The organism is Hyphomicrobium facile (assembly GCF_900116175.1).
GTDB classification, from domain to species: Bacteria; Pseudomonadota; Alphaproteobacteria; order Rhizobiales; family Hyphomicrobiaceae; genus Hyphomicrobium_B; species Hyphomicrobium_B facile.
The window spans coordinates 125,944-144,885 of sequence record NZ_FPCH01000005.1; the positions used below are offsets into that span (position 1 = coordinate 125,944).

The window sequence follows — 18,942 nt, forward strand, 5'->3', positions numbered from 1 at the left end:
GGCCTTCGATGACCCAGGCTCCCCAATAAAAAGTCTTACGCGGCCGCCAAATAAAAAATGGAGGAGCGAAATGACCCAAACACAGGAGAAGTCCGCCGACGGCATCCGAGCTGACGACCTTCAAACGATTACGCCGCATCTGGTCTGCGCAGGCGCCAGCGACGCCATCGACTTCTACAAGAAGGCTTTCGGCGCGGTCGAGATGATGCGATTGCCGGGCAAGAACGGCAAGCTGATGCACGGCGCCATCAAAATCGGCAATGCGCAGGTGATGCTCGTCGATGAGGACCCGGAATGGGGATCGCTTTCGCCACTAGCGCTCGGCGGCAGTCCCGTTACGATCCATCTGTACGTTGCCGACGTCGATGCGTTCATCGAGCGAGCGGTGAAAGCCGGCGCGATCCCTCTGATACCGATCGCCGATATGTTCTGGGGCGATCGATACGGCATCATCGAAGATCCGTTCGGTCACAAATGGTCGATCGCAACACATCAGCGCGACATGAGCGCCGCCGAAATCGAGGAAGCGATGAAGACGTTCATGCCGTCGCCCGACGCCGGCGATTGCAAATAACGATCAGCGTATTCGCCGCGATGCTTCGAGCCATTGAACGGCTCTACTCGATCTTCACGATCTCGGCTTCGCCTGTGCCCGCTTGAACGACGTCACCGACGCTCTTCTCCATCAGCGCCTGCGCTAATGGCGAGGTGTAGGAAATCTTGCCCTTCGCCGGGTTCGATTCATCTTCACCGACCAGGCGGTATTTCTGGACGCGGCCGTCGTCCCTCTCGAGGGTCACGAGTGATCCAAACGAGACGACCGATGAGCCGGTCGGCGGGTTCTGAACCTCGGCACTGCCGAGACGTTGATTCCAGTAGCGGAAATCGCGCGAAGCCCGTTGGATCGCATCCCGGTCGCCCGAACGCTGCGCCTCAGCAAGCTCCGCCTGCAGCCTTCCCACCTCGGCCTCGATGTGAGCCAAGCCTTCCGGCGTTACCAGATTACGATGCTCAGAGACGAGCTTCTCGGGAAGCTCCTCTACGGCGTCCGATTCTTTGACGAATGCTCTGCTCATCCCCCTTATATAGGCTCTCTCGGAGGCAGGCACCAGAATGCGACAGCACCAGGAAACGCTGGAAATCAAAACCAATGGCCCGGGCCTCGTGGAATTCACGGAGGCGGTGGTCCGGGTCGTTGAAGAGGCGGGCGTTTTGACCGGCTTGGTCCATGTTTTCTGCCGGCACACGTCGGCCTCGCTGCTGATCCAGGAGAACGCCGATCCGGACGTCCAGCTCGATCTCGCGGCCTTTTTCAGGCGTCTGGTGCCGGATGGCGATCCGCTCTTCTTGCACCAGTCGGAAGGTCCGGATGACATGGCGGCGCACGTTAAGAGTGCGCTAACCCAGACGACGCTCGCTATCCCCGTCGCGGATGGGCGAATGGCGCTCGGCACGTGGCAAGGCATCTACCTATTCGAGCACCGCCGACGGCCGCATACCCGGCAGGTCGTCATCCACGTGCTTGGAGCGTAGCGGACACGCTTTTCGCGCCCCTCACCCGAGGCGATCGATCAATCGAGACGATAATTGAAGCTAACCGACACGCGCTCGTCCTTGGCGTGATTGACGGGCACCTCGTGGCGGAGCCAGCTTTCCCAGAGCAACAGTGTCCCCGTGGCCGGGGCGAGCGCGACAAACGTCTTGTTCTTCTCTTTTGCCGATGGCTTGCGCGTGGGCGCGGCCATCATCATTGGCAACCGCGGATCTTCATATTTGATCGCGCTCGCGTCCTTGGGGACGGCGAGGTAAAGCGTGCCGCTGATCACCGAATGCGGGTGGATGTGCGCGGTGTGAAAGCCGCCCGGCTTCAGGACGTTGATCCATAGGCTGTCGAGGGCGAGGCGCTTTCCCGTCAGCTCGAATTCGAGCGTTTTCGCGAAGGCGCTCGCATGCCGATCCAACACCCTGACGAGATCGGCGAATGCCGGGTGCCTGTCTGGCAGGTCGTTTAGCGAAGCATAAGATGTATATCCCGCATAGTCGTTGGCCTTCGACCATGCCTGCCCTGCCCGGTCTTGGGTGGAGATTTCGCGCGCCGCCTCCCCAAGTTCTTGGATGAGCGACGATGTTGGGCCGCGCTGGAGCTCTTCCCGGTAGATCTGGGTGACGAAAAGCTCTTGAAGGCGCGCCATTGACTTCTCCCCGCTGCGCAATCGAAGGTGAAATGTCGCGTTTACCCCAGCACGCTTGCGCATGGAAGGGCCGGTTCCGACCTGCTAAACACCGCGGCAAATCAATCGTAGAGCCTTCCGGAGAGACAACCGATGTCCGACACTTCGCCTGAATCGCAAGCACGCGCCGCAACGGCTGCCCTGATCCGCGACTACTACGCGGCGTTCAATCGCGGCGATACCGACACCATGCTGGACTTCCTGACCGACGACGTGATTCACGACGTCAACCAGGGTGAGCGGCGCCAGGGCAAAGAGAAGTTCCGCGCCTTCAACGCGCGCATGACACACAATTACAAGGAAGAGCTGAAGGACATCGTCGTCCTCGTCTCCAAGGACGCGACGCGCGCGGCCGCCGAATTCAACGTGCATGGAACTTACAAGAACACGGAAGAGGGTTTGCCGGACGCCGTTGGCCAGAAATACGTTCTGCCGGCGGGCACGTTCTTCGCGATCCGCGACGGCAAGATCGCCCGCGTCACCACCTATTACAATCTGACGGATTGGATCGCGCAGGTCGCGGGCTGAGGAATCGACGAGACATGACGACTGCCGCAGGCGACAAGAAAAAACTCGACGTCAAATCGGTTACCGGGGAGGACATTCTCAAGGTCCTTCCCGATCTCAGCCGCCTGCGGATGATCGTCTTTCGCGATTGGCCGTATCTCTACGAGGGCACGCTCGAATACGAACAAAAGTATCTCGAGAAGTTCGCCAAGTCCAAAGGGGCCGTCGTCATCGCGGCCTATGATGGAGACCAGATGGTCGGCGCCTCGACCGGTGCGCCGATGATCGAGCACGCGGACGAATTCGGCGAGCCCTTCAGAAAAGCCGGCTACGACATCACGAAGATCTTCTATTGCGGCGAGAGCGTGCTGTTGAAGAGCCACCGTGGCCATGGACTGGGGCACGCTTTCTTCGATGGCCGTGAGGCTCAGGCGAAGAAGCTCGGCGGGTTCACCCATTCGACATTCTGCCGCGTCGTTCGGCCTGACGATCACCCGTTGAAGCCGGCGGATTATGCCCCACTTGATCCGTTCTGGCGCAAGCGCGGATATGCTCCTGTCGACGGGATCATCGCAACGTACGACTGGCAAGACATCGATCAACCCGGCGAGACGTCCCACAAGATGCAGTTCTGGATGAAGACCCTCTGATGACCCCGAAGCATCTTAAAGTTGCGAGCTCGCAATATCCGATCGGCCAGCCGAAGACGCTTGCCGAATGGGAGAAGAAGATCGCGCTGTGGGTGAAAAACGGCGCGGCCACCGGCGCGGAGCTTCTCGTATTCCCGGAATACGCGGCAATCGAGCAGGCTGCCTGCTTTGGCCCCGAGATCTACGAAGATTTGCAGGCGACGCTTACGAAAGTGGCGGAGCTGAAAGAGAGCCGCGTCCAGTTCCATCTGGAGCTCGCGGCGAAGCATAACGTGCATATCCTCGTTGGTTCGGGACCGACGAAGAAGATCGATGGCCGCTTCGTCAACGCCGCCCAGCTCGTTACGCCCAAAGGCTCAGTCGGCGAGCAGGAAAAGCTCGTGATGACGCCGTTCGAGCATGGTTGGGGCGTCACCGCAGGCGGCCCGGTGCGCGTGTTCTCGACATCGCTCGGCACCATCGGCGTCGCGATCTGTTATGACAGCGAATTCCCCCTCATCACGCGCGCAATGGCGGAAGCGGGAGCGGAAGTGTTGCTCGTTCCCTCATGCACGGAGCGGGTCTCCGGATATCACCGCGTTCGCACCGGCTCGATGGCGCGCGCGCTCGAGAATACGATTGCCGCCGTCCAGAGCCCGACCGTCGGCGACGCGCCTTGGTCGCCCGCGGTCGACTTCAATGCCGGCGCGGCAGGCATTTATGTGCCCTCCGAACATGGCGTATCGGATACCGGCGTGCTCGCCGAAGGCACATTGAACGCCGCTGAGTGGGTGACGGCCAGCATCGATCTCACCCGTCTCGCGCGCGTTCGCGAGACAGGCGAGATGCACAACTACGGCGACTGGTTGAAGCAGCCCGGCGGCGGAACGACGGCGAAGGTCGACGTCGAAATCGTCAAACTGATCTGATGGCGGTGGGCGCTACTTCAGCGCCCAGGTGACAGTCACGCGGGCCTCGAGCGTGCTCGTTCCGGCTTCGATCGGAACGGACATTTCGGCCTTTGCCAATCGCGGGGCGTAGGTCACAGGGCCGGTCGCCTGCGTTTCTTCCGATATCTGCAAGACGTTGCCGACTTCGGCTCCGGCGGCTGCGGCGAGAAGCTTGGCGCGCCGCAATGCGTTCGCGATGGCTTCCTTGCGGGCATCGTCCTTCAGCGTATCCTCTTTGGAAACCACGAACGACAATCCCTGAATTTGGTTGGCGCCTGCGCTTACGATCTCGTCGAGGACCTCGCCCAGTTTATCAAGAACGCGAACGTACACGACGACCTGATTGGTGACGCGATATCCCCTGAGCTGCGGCGGTTGTCCGTCCTTGGAATAATCCATCACCGGCTCGACGTTGAAAGCTGCGGTCTGGATATCCTTCGGGTTGATGCCTTTCGCTTTGAGCTCCGAGATGACCTTGCTCATCGTCTCGCTGTTGCCGGTCAAAGCTTCGCGCGCGGTCTTGGCTTCCGTCGTGACGCCTGAGGTGATGCGAGCGCTGTCGGGTTCGGCCTCGGCGGTGCCGGTTGCGGAGACCGTGATCGAGCGTTCGATAGGCATCTGCTGGGCCTGCAATCCTGTTGCCTGTGCCATGAGGAAACCCGTCACGACGGCGCCCGAGAGCGCCGAAACGAGAAATCGAGAACGCAGAGCTGTTGGCATGTTGGTCTCCTCACCTTTTCCCTGGTCGCTATAAGCGGTTCGCGGGCAAAAGAGGGCAAAATCCTGTATTTCAGCTGAACGCACGGCATTTAGCGCCGGTATGCGCTCTTGGGTTGTCTTGCGACCTTCGGTTCTCCTGATATAGCATTCACGTCAGGCAGCATGAACTCCCGAAGGCACTGAGACCAAGGAATGACTGAAACGCATCTTCGCGAGCGCGCCGCAAACAAGGCTGACGATTCAGACATTCGTCATTTCTTCGCAACGGACTTTCTCGTCGTCGGATTTTTCACTCCGAACTACGAGCCGGCCGCACGGGCCTTTGCGCAAAACCTCGCCGAGCATCAAATCTCGCATCACCTTTACGCGCGTCCGATCGTCGAAGGCGACTGGTACTCGCAGACCCGTCAGAAGCCGACTGTCCTGGCTCACGCCCGTCGCGATTATCCAGATGAAAATCTCATTTTCATGGATGTCGATTGCCGGGTCCGCGGTGATATCAGCGGGATACTGAACACGCGTGGTGACGTCGTCATGCGAACGAAGGGCACCGCAAAAGGAACGCAGCGCGCGCTGAAACCGACGACTCGCGTCCTGCTCCTTCGCCCGACGCCAGGGGCTGACGCCTTCGTTGCCGGATGGGAAGCCACGTGCCGCAGCGCGGGCCCCGGCCAATCAGCGGAATTCATGCTGATCCATGCGATGTCGGATAGTCCTGAGATTTACTCTGTCGGAACGCTGCCGATCAGGCTTGCAGGCATAGAACTGCACGATGCTCTTCCCGACGCCGTCATCGTGCACGACAGCATTCGCGACCCGACGCGTCGCGCCTGGGCGCTCCGCCGGGCCTTGCAGAAATATTTCCGCGCGGGACGTAACGCGGCTTTTCGTTTGGCGACCGGCAAAACCTATGATGAATTCCATGGCAAGCGCCGCGGGGGGCAGAAAATCCAGTAAAGTTGCGTCGGCGACAGAATGCCAACGCAGAATCGCCAGCCGGCACTGGTCCTTCTGCGAACATCTGTTAAGAGAAGCGCGCGCGGGCCCGTAGCTCAATGGTTAGAGCTGACGGCTCATAACCGTCTGGTTCCAGGTTCGAGTCCTGGCGGGCCCACCAATGAAATCAACAACTTAACTCAAGTTCTGGCGCTCGTTGCTGCCTAATATGCGCTGGTGATCTTCGCATCGCTTATGGCGCGCTCGATCGCGGTGATCGATGCAGATGCCCAAAGTGACAGGCCGGACTGACGATCATCGATCTGGCTCAAGCTGCGGGGGTCACTGAGCGCACAATTCGAAGGATCGAGGCTTGCCATTCAGAGTTAGTCCGCTGACCGTACAAAAGCGGACTTCATGCAAATCGGTTTATGGCGCTTCTGACGCGGAACTGACCTTAGCGTCGGAGCGTGGGACGATGTGCACTGTCGTTATTCGTGATCAATCTGGGGGCGCCCCTTCTTACCCCTTCCTCCGGAGGAATTTTTACCTGGGCCGTTCTCGGTGCTCTTCGGTACGGTGACTATGCGGATCGCTGCCAATCTTCGATGATCAGCTTGTACATCGCGCACGCCTCTTCGATCCTGTCTACGCTGCACCATTCGTCCGTCTGGTGCGCCAGAGAAGGTTCGCCTGGGCCGAGCAGGATCGTCGGCGCCAAGTCGAAGGCTTCGCGCAGTATCGCGCCATCGGTAAAGAAGGTTGCAGCGCTCGGCTTTTGACTTGCGCCCGTCACCGATTCAACGAGTTGCTCGACGCGCTTGACCCAAGGATCGTCGATATCGGTCGCCAAGCTCGGGACGGAGAGCTGCTGCGAAATATCGATGTCGGGGCCGATCGCGCTCGCAATCTGTTTCAGAATGCGATCCGTGCTCCTTGGCCATACCGTTCTGAGATCCAGCATGAGGCTGGCGGTATCGGGAACCGAATTGACGTTCTGTCCTCCGGTGATCGTACCGACGTTGAGGCTCGGGACACCGAGAAGCGGGTGCGGGTCCTCCGAAAATCTGAAGGCTCGGATGATCCTCACCGCATCCGCGAGTTTGTAAATAGCATTGACGCCCAAATCGGGCATCGAGCCATGAGCGGTTCTGCCCTTGGCGCTGAGGCGGGCCCAGGTCGCGCCCTTGTGTCCATGCATCACGGCGTTCGCCGTCGGTTCGGCGACGACGAATGCGCCGATTTTCCCGTATTTCCCGCGGCTCTCGGCGATTGCAGCCGCGCCCTGGCAGCCGGTTTCCTCAGACGCGCTCAGCATGAGGACGATATCGGCGACACGTTCCGTGGCGCCGGCGTAAGTCTCAGCCGCCACGATAAAGGCGGCGATGCCCCCCTTCATGTCGGTTGTTCCGCGACCCGATATCCGGCCGTCGTGAATTTCTCCGGCGAGCGGCGGTCGCGTCCAGCTCTCGGCGCCCAGTGGCACTGTGTCGAGGTGTCCGCTGAAGCATAACGCCGGTTTGCACGACGTGCCGCGCAGACGCGCGACGAGGTTGGGACGGCCGGGCGCAATTTCGCTGAGCTCTATCTCGAAGCCGGATTTAGCGAGGCGCTCAGCGAGAAGCCGCGCGCAGGCTTCTTCTTGTCCGGGCGGATTGACGGTGTCCACCCGAACCAGATCCTGGGTCAGTTGGACAGCCGGATGGGATGACATGGGTGAGGCCTAACTCAGATGGATTTGAAAACTTCTATGAGGCGCCGCTTGTTTTGCACGAATGCATCCGACACCTTGGTTGCGGCATCGCGCGGATATGGCAGCTCTATTTTGAACTCGTGAGCGACGCGGCCCGGCCTTGCCGCCATGATGCCGATCGTCTCCGACAGCAATATCGCTTCCTCGATATCGTGCGTGATGAACAAGACAGTCATGAACTCTTTGTTCCTGACGTTGAGCAAAAGCTCTTGCATTTGCTCCCGCGTTTCCGCATCGAGCGCGCCGAATGGCTCGTCCATCAGCAGGACGGCAGGTTTGTTCGCGAGCGCGCGAGCCAAGGCAACGCGTTGGCGCATGCCGCCCGAGAGTTCCTTCGGATAGGCATCGACGAACGCCGAGAGCTTGACGAGCTCGACGTAGTGCTGAGCGGCTTCTCTGCGCTCCTTCTTGCCCATGCCGCCCATCCGCATTCCGAATGCGACGTTCTCGATTACGCTCAGCCACGGGAACAGCGTGTAGCTTTGAAAGACCATGCCGCGATCGGGGCCAGGGCTCCGCCGCACGACACCATCGACGGCCACGACGCCGCTGGTCGCTTGGTCGAGGCCGGCCACGATATTCAGAAGGGTCGACTTTCCGCAGCCTGAGTGACCGATGATGGAATAGAAGCCGCCGCTCGGTACATCGAAAGAAACGCCTTTCAGTGCCTCGACGATTTTGCCGCGCGTTTCGAAGCGCCGGCTGATGTCGCGAACCGAGAGCTTGGCGACGCTTTCCGTGGATGTTGCATTTGCTCTTGCGGAAAGGTTCATCGGTCAAACGTCTCCGCCCAAGGCATGGTTTTCGATGAGATCCGCCGCATGATCTGATCGGATGCCAGTCCGAGAAGTCCGATGATGGCGATGTAGAGGAAAATCGTATCGGTCTTGAGGAAGCGCTGCGCCTCCATGATTCTGAACCCCAAACCCTGTTGCGCGGCGATCAGCTCGGCAACGATCACGTATGTCCAGGCCCAACCGAGGGTGATCCGCAAATTCTCCACGAGCCCGGGCAAGCTCGCCGGAACGACGACGTTCGTCAGCACCTGACGGCGACTTGCACCGAGCGTGTATGCGACGTTAATGACGTCGATCGGCACCGTCCGCGCGACTGCGGCCACAAGCAGTACGAGCTGAAAGTAGGTGCCGATGAAGATCATCAGGATCTTGGCCGTTTCGCCGATGCCGACGTAGAGCATGATGAGCGGAATGAACGCCGCCGCCGGCATGTAGCGAACAAAGTCCGTGAACGGCTCGAAGATCGCGTCGGCGATATGGTAGGTGCCCATCAGAATTCCGATGGGTATGGCGACGATCGCCGCCAGCGTGAAGCCCGCAAAAACGCGGAACACGCTCCATCCGATGTCGCTCCATAACCGGCCATTCTCAGCCAGAACGACGGCCTGTTTGGCAACGTCCGCAGGGCTCGGCAAAAAAAGGCGATCGACGTAGCCGCTGCTTGAGGCAAGCCACCAGATCGCAGCAGGTATAACGAATGTCGCCGCGGCAACTGTCCAGTAGAGCGCCGCCGGAATGGGAGCGCGAATGCGGCCGATTTGGCTCAACCAAGTGGGCATTTAAGCGGATGTTTCCTCGAACCGGAAAAAGGCGGCGAGTGATGCAACTTCGCTCGCCGCCAAAATGGAGTGTCTACGTTATTCCGTGACTGCACCGACAAACTGCGGCGCAACCAGCGAAGGAACGTCCGGTTTGCTATCGATCAACTTGCTCTTGAGGAGGAAGTCTGCCTGTTCATCAGCGGTCTTGAACAACGGGCCATCCGGAGCTGCGCCGAATTCGCGAACGTTATCGGCGAGCGAGTAGAGTTTGATCCCCGCGAGGTTCTGCTCCATCTCTTCCGCGCTGATCTCGGCGCCCTTGGCCATGATCTCCACCGCTTCCTTGCGGTTGGTCTTGATGAAGGCGAGCGCCTTGTTCCAGGCGGCGATGACCTTTTGGACGTCGGCGGAGCGCTTTTCGATCGTTTCCGCGCGGAAGACCAGAAGATCGGGCACCAAGCCTGGTGTGTCTGCGGTCGAGAAGACGACGCGGCCTTTGCCGTCCTTCGAAGCCTGGCTGAGATAGGGCTCCCAGGTTACGGCGACGTCGACGGCACCGGCGAGAAATGCCGTGCCTGCGTCTTCCGCCGACATGTTGACCGAGCTTACATCGTCAAGCGTCAGGCCTTCCTTTTCCAAGGCCCGCATCAGGATCAGCTGGCTGACGCCGCCGAGTTCATAGGCGACGCGTTTGCCTTTGAAATCCTTGATGCCGTCGATGCCGGTTTTGGCGATAATGCCGTCGGCGCCCGACGACTCGTCTGTGATGAGCACAATGCGTCCCGGAACGCCCTTCGATGCCGGTATGATGACGTCGGCAAGGATCATATGGGTGGCGTCGAGCTGCTTGCCGGCAAACGCGGACATATCGTCCGGATGCCGCTTGAACTTGACGATGTTGGCCTTGACGCCGACTTCGTCGAAGTAACCCTTCTCTTCAACAATCCACCACGGCATCCATCCAGGCCAGATAGTCACGCCGATCTGCAACGGAGCGTCGGCGGCTTTCGCTGCCGGTAAACCCATCATGGCTGTAGCCAAGGCCAGGGCTGTAAATACTTTCCTGATCAAGTCGCATGTCCTCCAGTGCTATCGAGAAATGAGCCCGTCAACGAGCTTGCAGCCCGTTTGCCGCGTGCGAGGCACCCAGCAAATTGAAGATGATGTAGCAGGCGAGCCGGGCTGTGATGCCCGAAGGATCGTATGCGGGGCACAGCTCGACGATGTCGAAAATGGTGACGCCGTGCCGCCCGAGCATGCGCGCCGCTGTGATGATTTCGCGTGACGTCAAGCCGCCGGGTTCAGGTCCGCTTGTTCCAGGCGCGTAGGCCGCGTCCACGCCATCGGTATCAAAGCTGACGTACAGCGCATCCGTGCCTGCGCCCGCGATGGCGATTGCTCTGTTCATGACCTCAACGATGCCGAGCTCGATGATATCGCGCATCGCGAAGACGGTGATGCCCTTGGATTTCACGTACTCGAATTGCCGGCGCGTATTGAGCGAGCCGCGAATGCCGATCATCACCATGTTCTTGGGATCGAGGTTCGGCAGCTCTGCAAGGCGGCACGCTTCCGACCAGTTCGAGAAGCGTTCGCCGTCGACCTCTTCTTCGGCGTCCATATTCGCGTCGAAGACGATGTAGCCGATTTTTCCAGGCGTCGCTTCCGAGAGCGCCTGACCGATGGGGATCGGAATGGAATGATCGCCGCCGATGAAGATGCCGGTGGCGCCGGAGCGGATGATCTCGGACGCGCCATGCTTCATCGCCGCCCGGCATTTCTCAGGGCTCGCTGGCACCATCGGCGCGTTGCCGCAATCGACGAGCTTGAAGGTCTCCAGCAAGTCGACGTCGTCGTCGAAGAAGTAGGGACCATATTGGCGAGAAGCGTCGCGGAGACCGCGCGGCCCATCGGCCGTTCCTGTGCGCCAAATGCCGCCCATGTCGTAAGGCATGCCGAGGAGAGCAGCCTTCGTGCCTCTCTCCTTCAGAAGCTTGGCGTCAGCTTCAACAAAAGGTGCACCGAGAAATGTAAAAGGAGGCGGACTGCTCGTAAGTTTCATGAAGCTAAAGATCCATCAAAGATCGTTGTCATACTGGTCTGGCCGGCGGTCGCGCACGACTTGATTGTGATCGTTCCAGCGCCGCTTTCGCCGCGCGTCGGAAACATTGACTGTGGCCAAGACGATCTCTTGCCTGTCGGAAGATGCAGGTCCGCCAACCGGCCAGCCGGTGTAGCTGACGATCAGGCTTTGTCCGATGAAAGGCTGGCCGCGCTCGGTGCCAATGCGGTCGGCAGCGGCCACGTAGATCGAGTTGGTGTGTGCGGCGGCCATTGCGATGATGTTCGCCATGGCTTCGCGCTTCGGATCTTGACCGGGAATTGGCACCCAGTTCGTTGGAATGCAGACGATGTCTGCGCCGCGCAACGTGCAGGTTCTATACGCTTCCGGAAACCACTGATCGTAACAGATCATCATGCCGATCCGGCCGAACGGTGTTGGGAAAACCGGAAACCCAAGATCGCCGGGTTCGAAGTAGAGGTTCTCATCGCCCCAAAGATGAACTTTGCGGAATGTGCCGATATAGCCGTCGGGGCCGATCATTACCGCGGAATTGAACAACCTCTCACCAGCGCGCTCGGCGATGCCCGCGACAATGTACAAGTCGCGCTTTTTCGCAGCCGCAGACCATGCCGCGACGGTTGGTCCATCCGGAATGCTTTCAGCTAATGCGAAAGCTTCGGCGCGTGAGTTGAAGACGTATCCGGTGTTGCAGAGTTCTGGAAGAACGACGAGACGAGCGCCCTTGTCGGCAGCTTCATCAATGAGGCGAATGATGCGCTCGACGTTGCCTGCCGTGTCGCCAAAAATTGGCTCCATCTGAATGCAAGCGATGCAGAGAGGTGTTTCGCCGGATCCCGCTGCCATGCTTCATCTCCACGTCTTTCGTACGTGGAAATTAGGTTGAGCATAGTTCAACTGGGCGTGCAACTCTGAAGTTGAGTTCAATTCAACTCGTCGCAGCCGCGCGAATTCTAAACTGCGCGGTGCTCGAATGTCAGAATGTCGGCGGCGTGTTGATCCAGATGACCTTCGCGATCTTGCGTCCTGGGTTGCGGTAGGCGTGATCGAGCCCCGATGAGAAAACGAAGCTGTCTCCCTCGGTTAGTCGAAAGGTTTCTTTGCCAATGGTGAGATCGAGGCGGCCTGCCAGCACGTAGCCGATTTCTTCGCCTTCGTGGGTGATCGAGCCGACGCTGCCATGGCCCGGCGGGATGATGTGGATATTTCCCTGAAGCTGATGGCCGGCGCCGTGCGGCACCAAACGCTCCAGGACGACCCCTACGGAAGCCCCGTTGGCTGCCGTATTTATGAGCGGCCTGCCATTGGCTTTCGACACATGCACCGTACTTGCCGGAACGTGATCGCAGAGTGCGCCAATATTGATGCCGAGAACTTGGACAATACGGTGCAAGGTCGCGAGAGAGGGCGATGCAGCACCGTGCTCGAATTTCGAGAGGAGGCTCTTTGAGCATCCAACTTGATCTGCCACCTCCCGCAAGAGCAGACCTTTCGACTTTCGCGCCGACTTCAACCGCTGGCCAAGCTCAATCGGTTGGTTATTCGAACGTTGGCCCCTAGCCGCCATGCTGTGAACTCACCTTGAGCGCGAGGTTTTTGAAAATTGATGCCTTCATTTGGCGGCCTTGTCTAACCGACGAGCAACCTAAGAGTAAATAACAGGCCTGCGAACAGCGATTTGCAGTGCGACTGAGATGCGCATGAGCACGACGGCGAAGCGCGCTGCGGGGGTTCGCGGCCTGGTCGCTGCGGCCGTCATGACAGCCACGCTCTCCCGATCAGCACCGTCCAGTGATACTTCGGGGCTCTTCCTCGAAGATAAACTGCGGTCTACTACACCCAAGCTCAAATCCTTGCATCCGTTAGTCCTTTCGAGACAAGCTTCGCCGTCCGAGAAAAATTTCGTTGATCGTCTGACCGAAAGCCTCGTTGATCGACATTCTTTTCGCGTCGCCGAGAGGGGAAAATCAAGAAGCACCGCACGCCCATGCGATGAGACGGGCGGTGCACATGGATCGTGCTAAACTTCCGCCATGAGTGAAGTCGCTGTTCGCAAAATCATTCACGTCGACATGGACGCCTTCTATGCCTCGGTTGAGCAACGGGATAATCCCGAGCTGCGCGGCAAGCCGGTTGCCGTCGGTTATGGCGCCAAGCGCGGCGTCGTCGCGGCCGCGAGTTATGAAGCACGCGTGTTCGGCGTGCGCTCGACGACGGCGCTCCGGCAATGCCCGATCTCATCTTCGTGCCTCCGCGCTTCGAGGTCTATCGCGCCGTCTCGCGCCAAAACAGGGAAATATTCGCCGCGTACACACCACTCATCGAACCGCTTTCGCTCGACGGGGCCTATCTCGACGTCACCGTCATCGAGATGGCCGATGAAGTCTGGGCCTGGTGCGAGAAAAATCAAAACTTCGGCGCGACCGTCACCGTGAAAATAAAATACGCGGATTTCAGAATTGTCACCCGCAGCCGCACCGAATCGCGAGTTGTCGCAACGCGCGACCGGCTTCACGAGATCAGCTTATCGCTTGTGCGATCCTTCTATCCGTTCACGACCGGCATTCGTCTCGTTGGCGTCGCCGTCTCCAAATTTGCATCCGACACCGACGGCCGGCTTGATCTCGCTTTAGATACAGAGCGCAGCTAGAAGCGCGGGATTGTCGGGGCACAACCGACGCCCGTATCTTCTGCTTTGGCCCTTGATGGAAAAAGCCCCGGCGGGTCGAGGTGAGCAAAACGAATAGTGGGAGGCGTCAGGCCATTAGCCCTGACGCCTCCCACTAATCCAACTCACTAAGTCCTTTGAGCTGCAGATCACTTGATGTTGGAGGTCAGCCAAGTGAGCAGCTTGTTGGCGATCAGGTCGCTGTTTTTGTCCATCATCATCATGTGAGTATTTCCCTTCATGCCGCTGTCGGGCAGGAGCCAGAACTTGGCGTTTCCGCCTGCCGCGTTGATCGAAGAAACGGCGGTTTGGCACTGCACGTTTCGGTCCGATGGACGGTTGTCGCCGATAATTGCCATGTAGGGCGAGCGAACGAAGGCAGAGGCGATTTCGGTTGGTGTTGCAGCGCATGAACCTTCGAGGAGGACCAGACCCTTCACAAGATTAGGTCTCTGAACCGTTGACGCCGCGCCGTAAGTGCTTCCCTGCGAGTGGGCAATGATGATGGCCGGTCCGATCTTGTCCAACAGCGCGACCATAGCGTCAGTACTGTTGTTTCCCCCGCCGGCCAGTGTGACCTCGGTATTCGGGACCAGCTGCGCTGCGTAATGCTCGAACTGCGCGGTAGGGAACTGCGTCCCAGGGTAAGCAACTCCGTACTCAGGTCCGATCCGGAAACCGACCCACGCACCTTCGAGCGTCGTTTTCACTATGCTGGGTAGGATCGCAGGATTGGAGTCGACTTTAGCCTGATTAATCACGTTAGGATCGAAGCCGGATCGTGCGCGTCCGGAATGATCGACAATGTACACGGGAAAACCTTGCCGGAGGAAATACGTCGCCCAGCCCTCGCGACCATCCGGAGTTGTCTCAAAGGTAGCCCCGGTATGTCCCGAACCGTGGATCATGATCACGGGCGGCACGTTGGTCTTTACCGTCTTCTTGCCGTTCTTCGTCGTGTATTGCCGCACCTTATCCGGGATCATGTACCGGACGTACATCTGATTGACGATCGTCTTGCCGGGTGCCGGAGAACCAGCCGTCGGGAATTGCGTGTTTTCGACTTTCCCGTTGATGAAAAAGCTACCTTCGTCCGACAGCACCAACGGCGGATTTTTGTGTGACTTTCCCTTGTCTGAATGTGCTTCGGCAGGAGGCGCCGACATCTGGGTTAAGGCGGTCACGCTGCAGGCAAGCAACATTGACCTCCCAAGCCCGCTTGAGAGACGTTTCCAAATCTTTTTTTTCATTGTGGCGAACCTCATTCAAGTTCCCGGTTTCTGACCCGGCGAGCTTATGGGTGAGGCACCTTGATAGTAATTGTTAACAGCCGGCACAGAGTGCACTTGATTGCCCCCTGAGAGAACCAAGCAATCGGGCTCTTCGGCGGATTTACGAAGACGAGGATGTGAGACCGGGAAGGAGAGCAGCGGACGTTCTATTTCCATTTATGCGACGTTTGCTGGGCATAATGGCGCTTGCGCCGGGAAGAATGGCAATGCGACGTCCATCTCCCCTCAATCGGGATCAACACATGTTGTTTTGGGAGCGCAATAGCGATCAGTCAGCGCAGGTAATGATTGATTAGGCGCGCAAAAACGTTGCGCAACGGTGGGCCTTCATAAAGATACCGATGTCATCGATGGCGTGGGGCTCTACGAAGGGTGGCGCGCGTTCACTTCTTTAAGGAGCGGACTCTCGTGCGGGCATCAAATCCCCGGTCGGGGGCGCTGTCCGAGCCTGACATTCTTGGTGGAAAACGTCGAGTCGAAGCACGTTTGCACTAGTGATCTCCAGCAACGAACCCTACCGTTCGAACCCTCTCGAAAATCGTAGCGGCCGCGTCGGGGCTGTCGTTTAACACCCTTAGCTCCACGGCCCTGCATGAACATCTTCGGTATCATCGCCGTTCGGAACGAAGAGCGATACCTTCCTGGATTTCTCTATCATCTTGCGCCGTATGTGAACGCAATCATCGCTCTTGATGATTGCTCAACGGATGCGACGGCGGACATACTCCGCTTGGAACCCAAAGTGGTATCGGTGCTGCGGGAGCACCGACCAGGTCCGGCCCATGCCCATGAAGTCTCAAATCGCCACCGTCTGATCATGGAGGCGGCGCGACTGGGGGCCGATTGGGTCCTGTGCGCCGACGCCGATGAGCGATTTGAGGAACGGTTCCTTCGACGCCTCCGAGCCGAGGCCCACATCGGCAATGAGCGCGGCGCGCCGGTTCGTCTCTTGCAACTCGTCAATCTCTGGAATTCGCGGAACCATTACCGCACCGATGGGCTGTGCCAGCCGCGCTGGTCCGCCCGCATGTTCCGGTTGCCCGACACGATCACCCGCCGAGATCCGGGAATGCACCAGCCTTGGTTCCCACCGGAAATGCAAGACTGTCCGCGCGCCAACATGCGCGCCAACCTTTATCATCTGCGGATGATCGAACGGCGCGACCGCGAGGTACGGTTCGAGAAATTCCGGAGCGTCGATCCAGACAACCACGACCAAGCCATAGGCTACGGCCACCTGATTGACGAAACCGGGCTGAAGTTGAAGCGTATCCCGCTGGGCAGGGGATATGTGGATTTGCCTGAGAACCGTCGGGCAGACGTTGGTCGTGCCATGTCATCCCGCCGGCGGTCGTTTTTTGGTTGGCGAAGGCCAGCCAAACTGGCGAAGTGGGTCGCACCAAAGCCCGTGTCAAGCCGTCCGGAACTTCTCGGCTTCGATTTCAAAGCGATTTTCGCCGATTGGCGGCAGCGCAGTTCATGACGTCGTCCCTTCGATCCAGCGCCCGGCGGAAAAACCTTCTGGTTTTTCATCTCGAAAGTGTCGCTTGGCAAAGGCTAACAGCCTTCCCGGAAGCGTTTCCGCACCTGCATCGCTTGATGGAGACGTCCCGCGTCTACCGTTCGTACTTCTCCTCGGCGACGTCGACGCAGATGGCCATATCGGCATTCATGCATGGCAACGACGGCGAATTCGATGCCGCTTCAGGCATTTCGCAGCCTGCAGGCGATACAGAGAGTTTGTTCGTGACATTACGGGAGGCGGGATACGAGACGTCCTTCTTATGCGCCACCGCCACCGTCAAACCGATGCTGCCGTTACTCTCCGCCAGCATACCTGCCGTCTGGAGCACGAACGATTTCCGCGATCTCGTGGGGCAGTTCGAACAGCGCATCGAGGGAATGCCATTCGCGATTTATATTTGGAATCTCCTGCCACACATTGAAACGAACATTGCACTCGCGCCGTATGCCGAGAGTATTGAGGATCTCATCGGCGGCGCATGCGCTGTCACCGATGCCTTACTCGGAGAGGTCCTTGATATCCTGCGTCGCCGCGGTCTGCTGGAAGACACGACCATCATCGCCTATGGCGATCATGGCGACGATCATTGGACGCATGGTTTCAAGAACGGCTTACTGCATGGGCTGGAACCTTTTACCCCGCTAGTGCACACTCCACTGGTGATATCAGATGCCGATGTGTCTGCCGGTATCGACAATAGGCTTGCCAGCACCGTCGATCTTGCACCGACCTGCCTTCAGCTCCTCGGGCTTTCCGGGATGGCGTCGCAGTACACTGCGGGGGTGAGTCTGATGGGTGCGCCATCCAGATCCGTCGCCTTTTCTCAGAACTTCGCCGCCAACCAACCGGATGCGCCTCATCTCGACGTGCGAAGGTCATTTGCTGCGATTGATCGAACACACGTCCTAATGGTCAGTTCGCGTGGACTCGAATTCTACGGCCACAAGCTCGATCCTGGAAACCACAGTAACCTGTTGCATCACTTTGAATTGACTGACGACGGCCTTCGCCTGCTGGAATTACAGCAACCGCGACATCCGCATTTCAATACGGTTCGTCACATGTGGCTGAGTAATGGCGCATTGCAGAACACATTCGCCAACTTGCGCCGGGCATTGAAAGATCATGTTGCGGCCAAAAATGCATATGTGAAGGCCCGCAAAAGCCGTCGTGATGCGCTGGAAGTTCTCGATCTTCAAATGTTTGACCGAGTTAACCGATACGGGCGCGATAGTTTCTTCGGATCGGCTGAGCCGAGACCAGAAGAGACTATCATCGGTGCAGCGCCTCGTCGCTCGCAGGTAGGTGGCGTGATGGGTTGGATTTGGGGCGCGGCTGCGGTCACGGCCGGAGAGTGATCGTTCAGGCCCTCATCCAGGCCGCAGGTAGCGGTGTGCGCCTGGGGCTTGGTCCCAAGGCATTCGTGCGCTTGGATGACTGCACGCTTTTGGAGCGCGCGGTGCGGCTGGCGAATAGAGTTGCGGCCTCCACGATCGTAGCTGTTCCAGCGTCTGAGATCGAACGAGCGACTGCTCTTGTCGGAGCCGAAGGAGTCCGGATCATCCCCGGTTGTTCCAGCAGGAGCGAAACCACCCGACGTCTGATCGCCGAGGCCACAGCGCCATGGCTTCTACTTCATGACGTGGTTCATCCATTCGTGGACCTTGATCTTGTCGAGCGATTGCTTGGCGAGGCTGCGCGAAGTGGTGCAGCAGCTCCCGGCCTGCCCAATTCCGAATTTCTATATGATAGATCTGGCGCCTTGCTGCACGGCCCGGAAGACGTTCTGATCGGGCAAAAACCGGTCGTTTTTTCTCGCGAGGCTGTTCTGGCTGGATATGCTTTCTCTCCGGCGTCCGACGGAAGCTCCGATCCCAGCCTTCTCGATATACTTGAGCGCGGTGGAGTGCGCACGACTTTCGTCGCCGGAAGATCCACCAACATCAAAATTACCACCGAAGATGATCTGCTCTTGGCTAAGGCACTTATAGAGCGAGAAAAGGCTTAGTTCGCAAGCATGGTGACGGGATGACAGATTCGCGTGCAACCCGCCTTACCAGTTTGCCGCCTAACCTCGCCCCCGCGAAGAA

General features: G+C 58.8%; 21 protein-coding genes, 1 tRNA gene and 1 pseudogene. 12 read left to right on the forward strand and 11 right to left on the reverse strand.

Features of this window, described 5'->3' with window-relative positions; translation table 11 throughout:
- Positions 1-70: 70 nt before the first annotated feature.
- Positions 71-574 (forward strand): VOC family protein, encoded by a 504-nt coding sequence (locus BM399_RS20135; protein ID WP_092869721.1) that lies wholly within the window; start codon positions 71-73, stop codon positions 572-574.
- Between the two features lie 43 nt (positions 575-617).
- Here the strand turns inward: BM399_RS20135 and greA are convergent, their stop codons facing one another.
- Positions 618-1,076, reverse strand: a complete 459-nt coding sequence (gene greA / locus BM399_RS20140) for a transcription elongation factor GreA (protein ID WP_092869587.1) — start codon at positions 1,074-1,076, stop codon at positions 618-620.
- A 37-nt stretch (positions 1,077-1,113) separates the two neighbouring features.
- On the opposite strand from greA, the gene BM399_RS20145 reads away from it, so the two are divergent.
- Positions 1,114-1,533: a secondary thiamine-phosphate synthase enzyme YjbQ gene (locus BM399_RS20145; protein WP_092869588.1), complete on the forward strand. Its 420-nt coding sequence runs from the start codon at positions 1,114-1,116 to the stop codon at positions 1,531-1,533.
- Between the two features lie 38 nt (positions 1,534-1,571).
- Here BM399_RS20145 and BM399_RS20150 read toward each other — a convergent pair whose 3' ends face one another.
- On the reverse strand, positions 1,572-2,192 hold the full coding sequence (locus BM399_RS20150) for a TIGR02466 family protein (protein ID WP_092869589.1): 621 nt from the start codon (positions 2,190-2,192) through the stop codon (positions 1,572-1,574).
- A 132-nt stretch (positions 2,193-2,324) separates the two neighbouring features.
- Here BM399_RS20150 and BM399_RS20155 point away from each other — a divergent pair, with 132 nt between their 5' ends.
- From BM399_RS20155 to BM399_RS20165, 3 genes are read left to right on the forward strand one after another with little or no spacing between them, the layout of a single operon-like run.
- Positions 2,325-2,759 carry a ketosteroid isomerase-related protein gene (locus BM399_RS20155; protein WP_092869590.1) on the forward strand — a complete coding sequence of 145 codons (435 nt, stop codon included), beginning with the start codon at positions 2,325-2,327 and terminating at the stop codon, positions 2,757-2,759.
- A gap of 14 nt (positions 2,760-2,773) precedes the next feature.
- Complete coding sequence (locus BM399_RS20160) at positions 2,774-3,388, forward strand: GNAT family N-acetyltransferase (RefSeq protein ID WP_092869591.1); 615 nt, start codon at positions 2,774-2,776, stop codon at positions 3,386-3,388.
- Positions 3,388-4,296 (forward strand): carbon-nitrogen hydrolase family protein, encoded by a 909-nt coding sequence (locus BM399_RS20165; protein WP_092869592.1) that lies wholly within the window; start codon positions 3,388-3,390, stop codon positions 4,294-4,296. The genes BM399_RS20160 and BM399_RS20165 overlap by 1 nt, the downstream gene beginning before the upstream one ends.
- Positions 4,297-4,308: 12 nt before the next feature.
- Here the strand turns inward: BM399_RS20165 and BM399_RS20170 are convergent, their stop codons facing one another.
- Entirely contained in the window at positions 4,309-5,037 is a 729-nt protein-coding gene (locus BM399_RS20170; RefSeq protein WP_092869593.1) for an SIMPL domain-containing protein, read from the reverse strand.
- 192 nt (positions 5,038-5,229) lie between these two features.
- Here BM399_RS20170 and BM399_RS20175 point away from each other — a divergent pair, with 192 nt between their 5' ends.
- The 3 genes from BM399_RS20175 (at position 5,230) to BM399_RS21600 (ending at position 6,371) form a co-directional block, all read left to right on the forward strand.
- Complete coding sequence (locus BM399_RS20175) at positions 5,230-5,994, forward strand: hypothetical protein (protein WP_092869594.1); 765 nt, start codon at positions 5,230-5,232, stop codon at positions 5,992-5,994.
- An 84-nt stretch (positions 5,995-6,078) separates the two neighbouring features.
- Positions 6,079-6,154: transfer RNA gene (locus BM399_RS20180), tRNA-Ile, on the forward strand.
- A gap of 127 nt (positions 6,155-6,281) precedes the next feature.
- Complete coding sequence (locus BM399_RS21600) at positions 6,282-6,371, forward strand: hypothetical protein (RefSeq protein ID WP_425284109.1); 90 nt, start codon at positions 6,282-6,284, stop codon at positions 6,369-6,371.
- 185 nt (positions 6,372-6,556) lie between these two features.
- Here the strand turns inward: BM399_RS21600 and BM399_RS20185 are convergent, their stop codons facing one another.
- The 7 genes from BM399_RS20185 to BM399_RS20215 all read right to left on the reverse strand — a co-directional run bounded on the left by BM399_RS20185 (position 6,557) and on the right by BM399_RS20215 (position 12,934).
- Positions 6,557-7,687, reverse strand: coding sequence for a M20 family metallopeptidase (locus BM399_RS20185; RefSeq protein WP_092869595.1), 1,131 nt, complete (start codon positions 7,685-7,687; stop codon positions 6,557-6,559).
- A 14-nt stretch (positions 7,688-7,701) separates the two neighbouring features.
- A complete protein-coding gene (locus BM399_RS20190) occupies positions 7,702-8,499 on the reverse strand; it encodes an ABC transporter ATP-binding protein (protein ID WP_092869596.1) in 798 nt (265 codons plus the stop codon).
- Positions 8,496-9,302, reverse strand: a complete 807-nt coding sequence (locus BM399_RS20195) for an ABC transporter permease (protein WP_092869597.1) — start codon at positions 9,300-9,302, stop codon at positions 8,496-8,498. Before BM399_RS20195 ends, BM399_RS20190 begins: the two co-directional genes overlap by 4 nt.
- Positions 9,303-9,380: 78 nt before the next feature.
- Entirely contained in the window at positions 9,381-10,313 is a 933-nt protein-coding gene (locus BM399_RS20200) for an ABC transporter substrate-binding protein (protein WP_092869598.1), read from the reverse strand.
- 79 nt (positions 10,314-10,392) lie between these two features.
- Positions 10,393-11,346 (reverse strand): agmatinase family protein, encoded by a 954-nt coding sequence (locus BM399_RS20205; protein WP_092869599.1) that lies wholly within the window; start codon positions 11,344-11,346, stop codon positions 10,393-10,395.
- Positions 11,347-11,361: 15 nt separating this feature from the next.
- Positions 11,362-12,213, reverse strand: coding sequence for a nitrilase family protein (locus BM399_RS20210; RefSeq protein ID WP_280140602.1), 852 nt, complete (start codon positions 12,211-12,213; stop codon positions 11,362-11,364).
- A gap of 130 nt (positions 12,214-12,343) precedes the next feature.
- A complete protein-coding gene (locus BM399_RS20215; RefSeq protein WP_092869600.1) occupies positions 12,344-12,934 on the reverse strand; it encodes a cupin domain-containing protein in 591 nt (196 codons plus the stop codon).
- A gap of 466 nt (positions 12,935-13,400) precedes the next feature.
- Here BM399_RS20215 and BM399_RS20220 point away from each other — a divergent pair.
- Positions 13,401-14,017: pseudogene (locus tag BM399_RS20220) on the forward strand (Y-family DNA polymerase).
- A gap of 167 nt (positions 14,018-14,184) precedes the next feature.
- Here the strand turns inward: BM399_RS20220 and BM399_RS20225 are convergent.
- The gene (locus BM399_RS20225) at positions 14,185-15,285 is read right to left on the reverse strand and encodes an alpha/beta hydrolase family protein (RefSeq protein ID WP_244531409.1); all 1,101 of its coding nucleotides are present in this window, start codon (positions 15,283-15,285) and stop codon (positions 14,185-14,187) included.
- A gap of 634 nt (positions 15,286-15,919) precedes the next feature.
- Between BM399_RS20225 and BM399_RS20230 the strand changes: the two genes are divergently transcribed.
- The 3 genes from BM399_RS20230 to BM399_RS20240 are packed head-to-tail and all read left to right on the forward strand — an operon-like array spanning position 15,920 to position 18,860.
- The gene (locus BM399_RS20230) at positions 15,920-16,810 is read left to right on the forward strand and encodes a glycosyltransferase family 2 protein (RefSeq protein WP_092869602.1); all 891 of its coding nucleotides are present in this window, start codon (positions 15,920-15,922) and stop codon (positions 16,808-16,810) included.
- Positions 16,807-18,210, forward strand: a complete 1,404-nt coding sequence (locus BM399_RS20235) for a sulfatase-like hydrolase/transferase (protein ID WP_143117881.1) — start codon at positions 16,807-16,809, stop codon at positions 18,208-18,210. Before BM399_RS20230 ends, BM399_RS20235 begins: the two co-directional genes overlap by 4 nt.
- Positions 18,207-18,860, forward strand: coding sequence for an IspD/TarI family cytidylyltransferase (locus BM399_RS20240; protein ID WP_177228228.1), 654 nt, complete (start codon positions 18,207-18,209; stop codon positions 18,858-18,860). Before BM399_RS20235 ends, BM399_RS20240 begins: the two co-directional genes overlap by 4 nt.
- Positions 18,861-18,942: the final 82 nt, after the last annotated feature.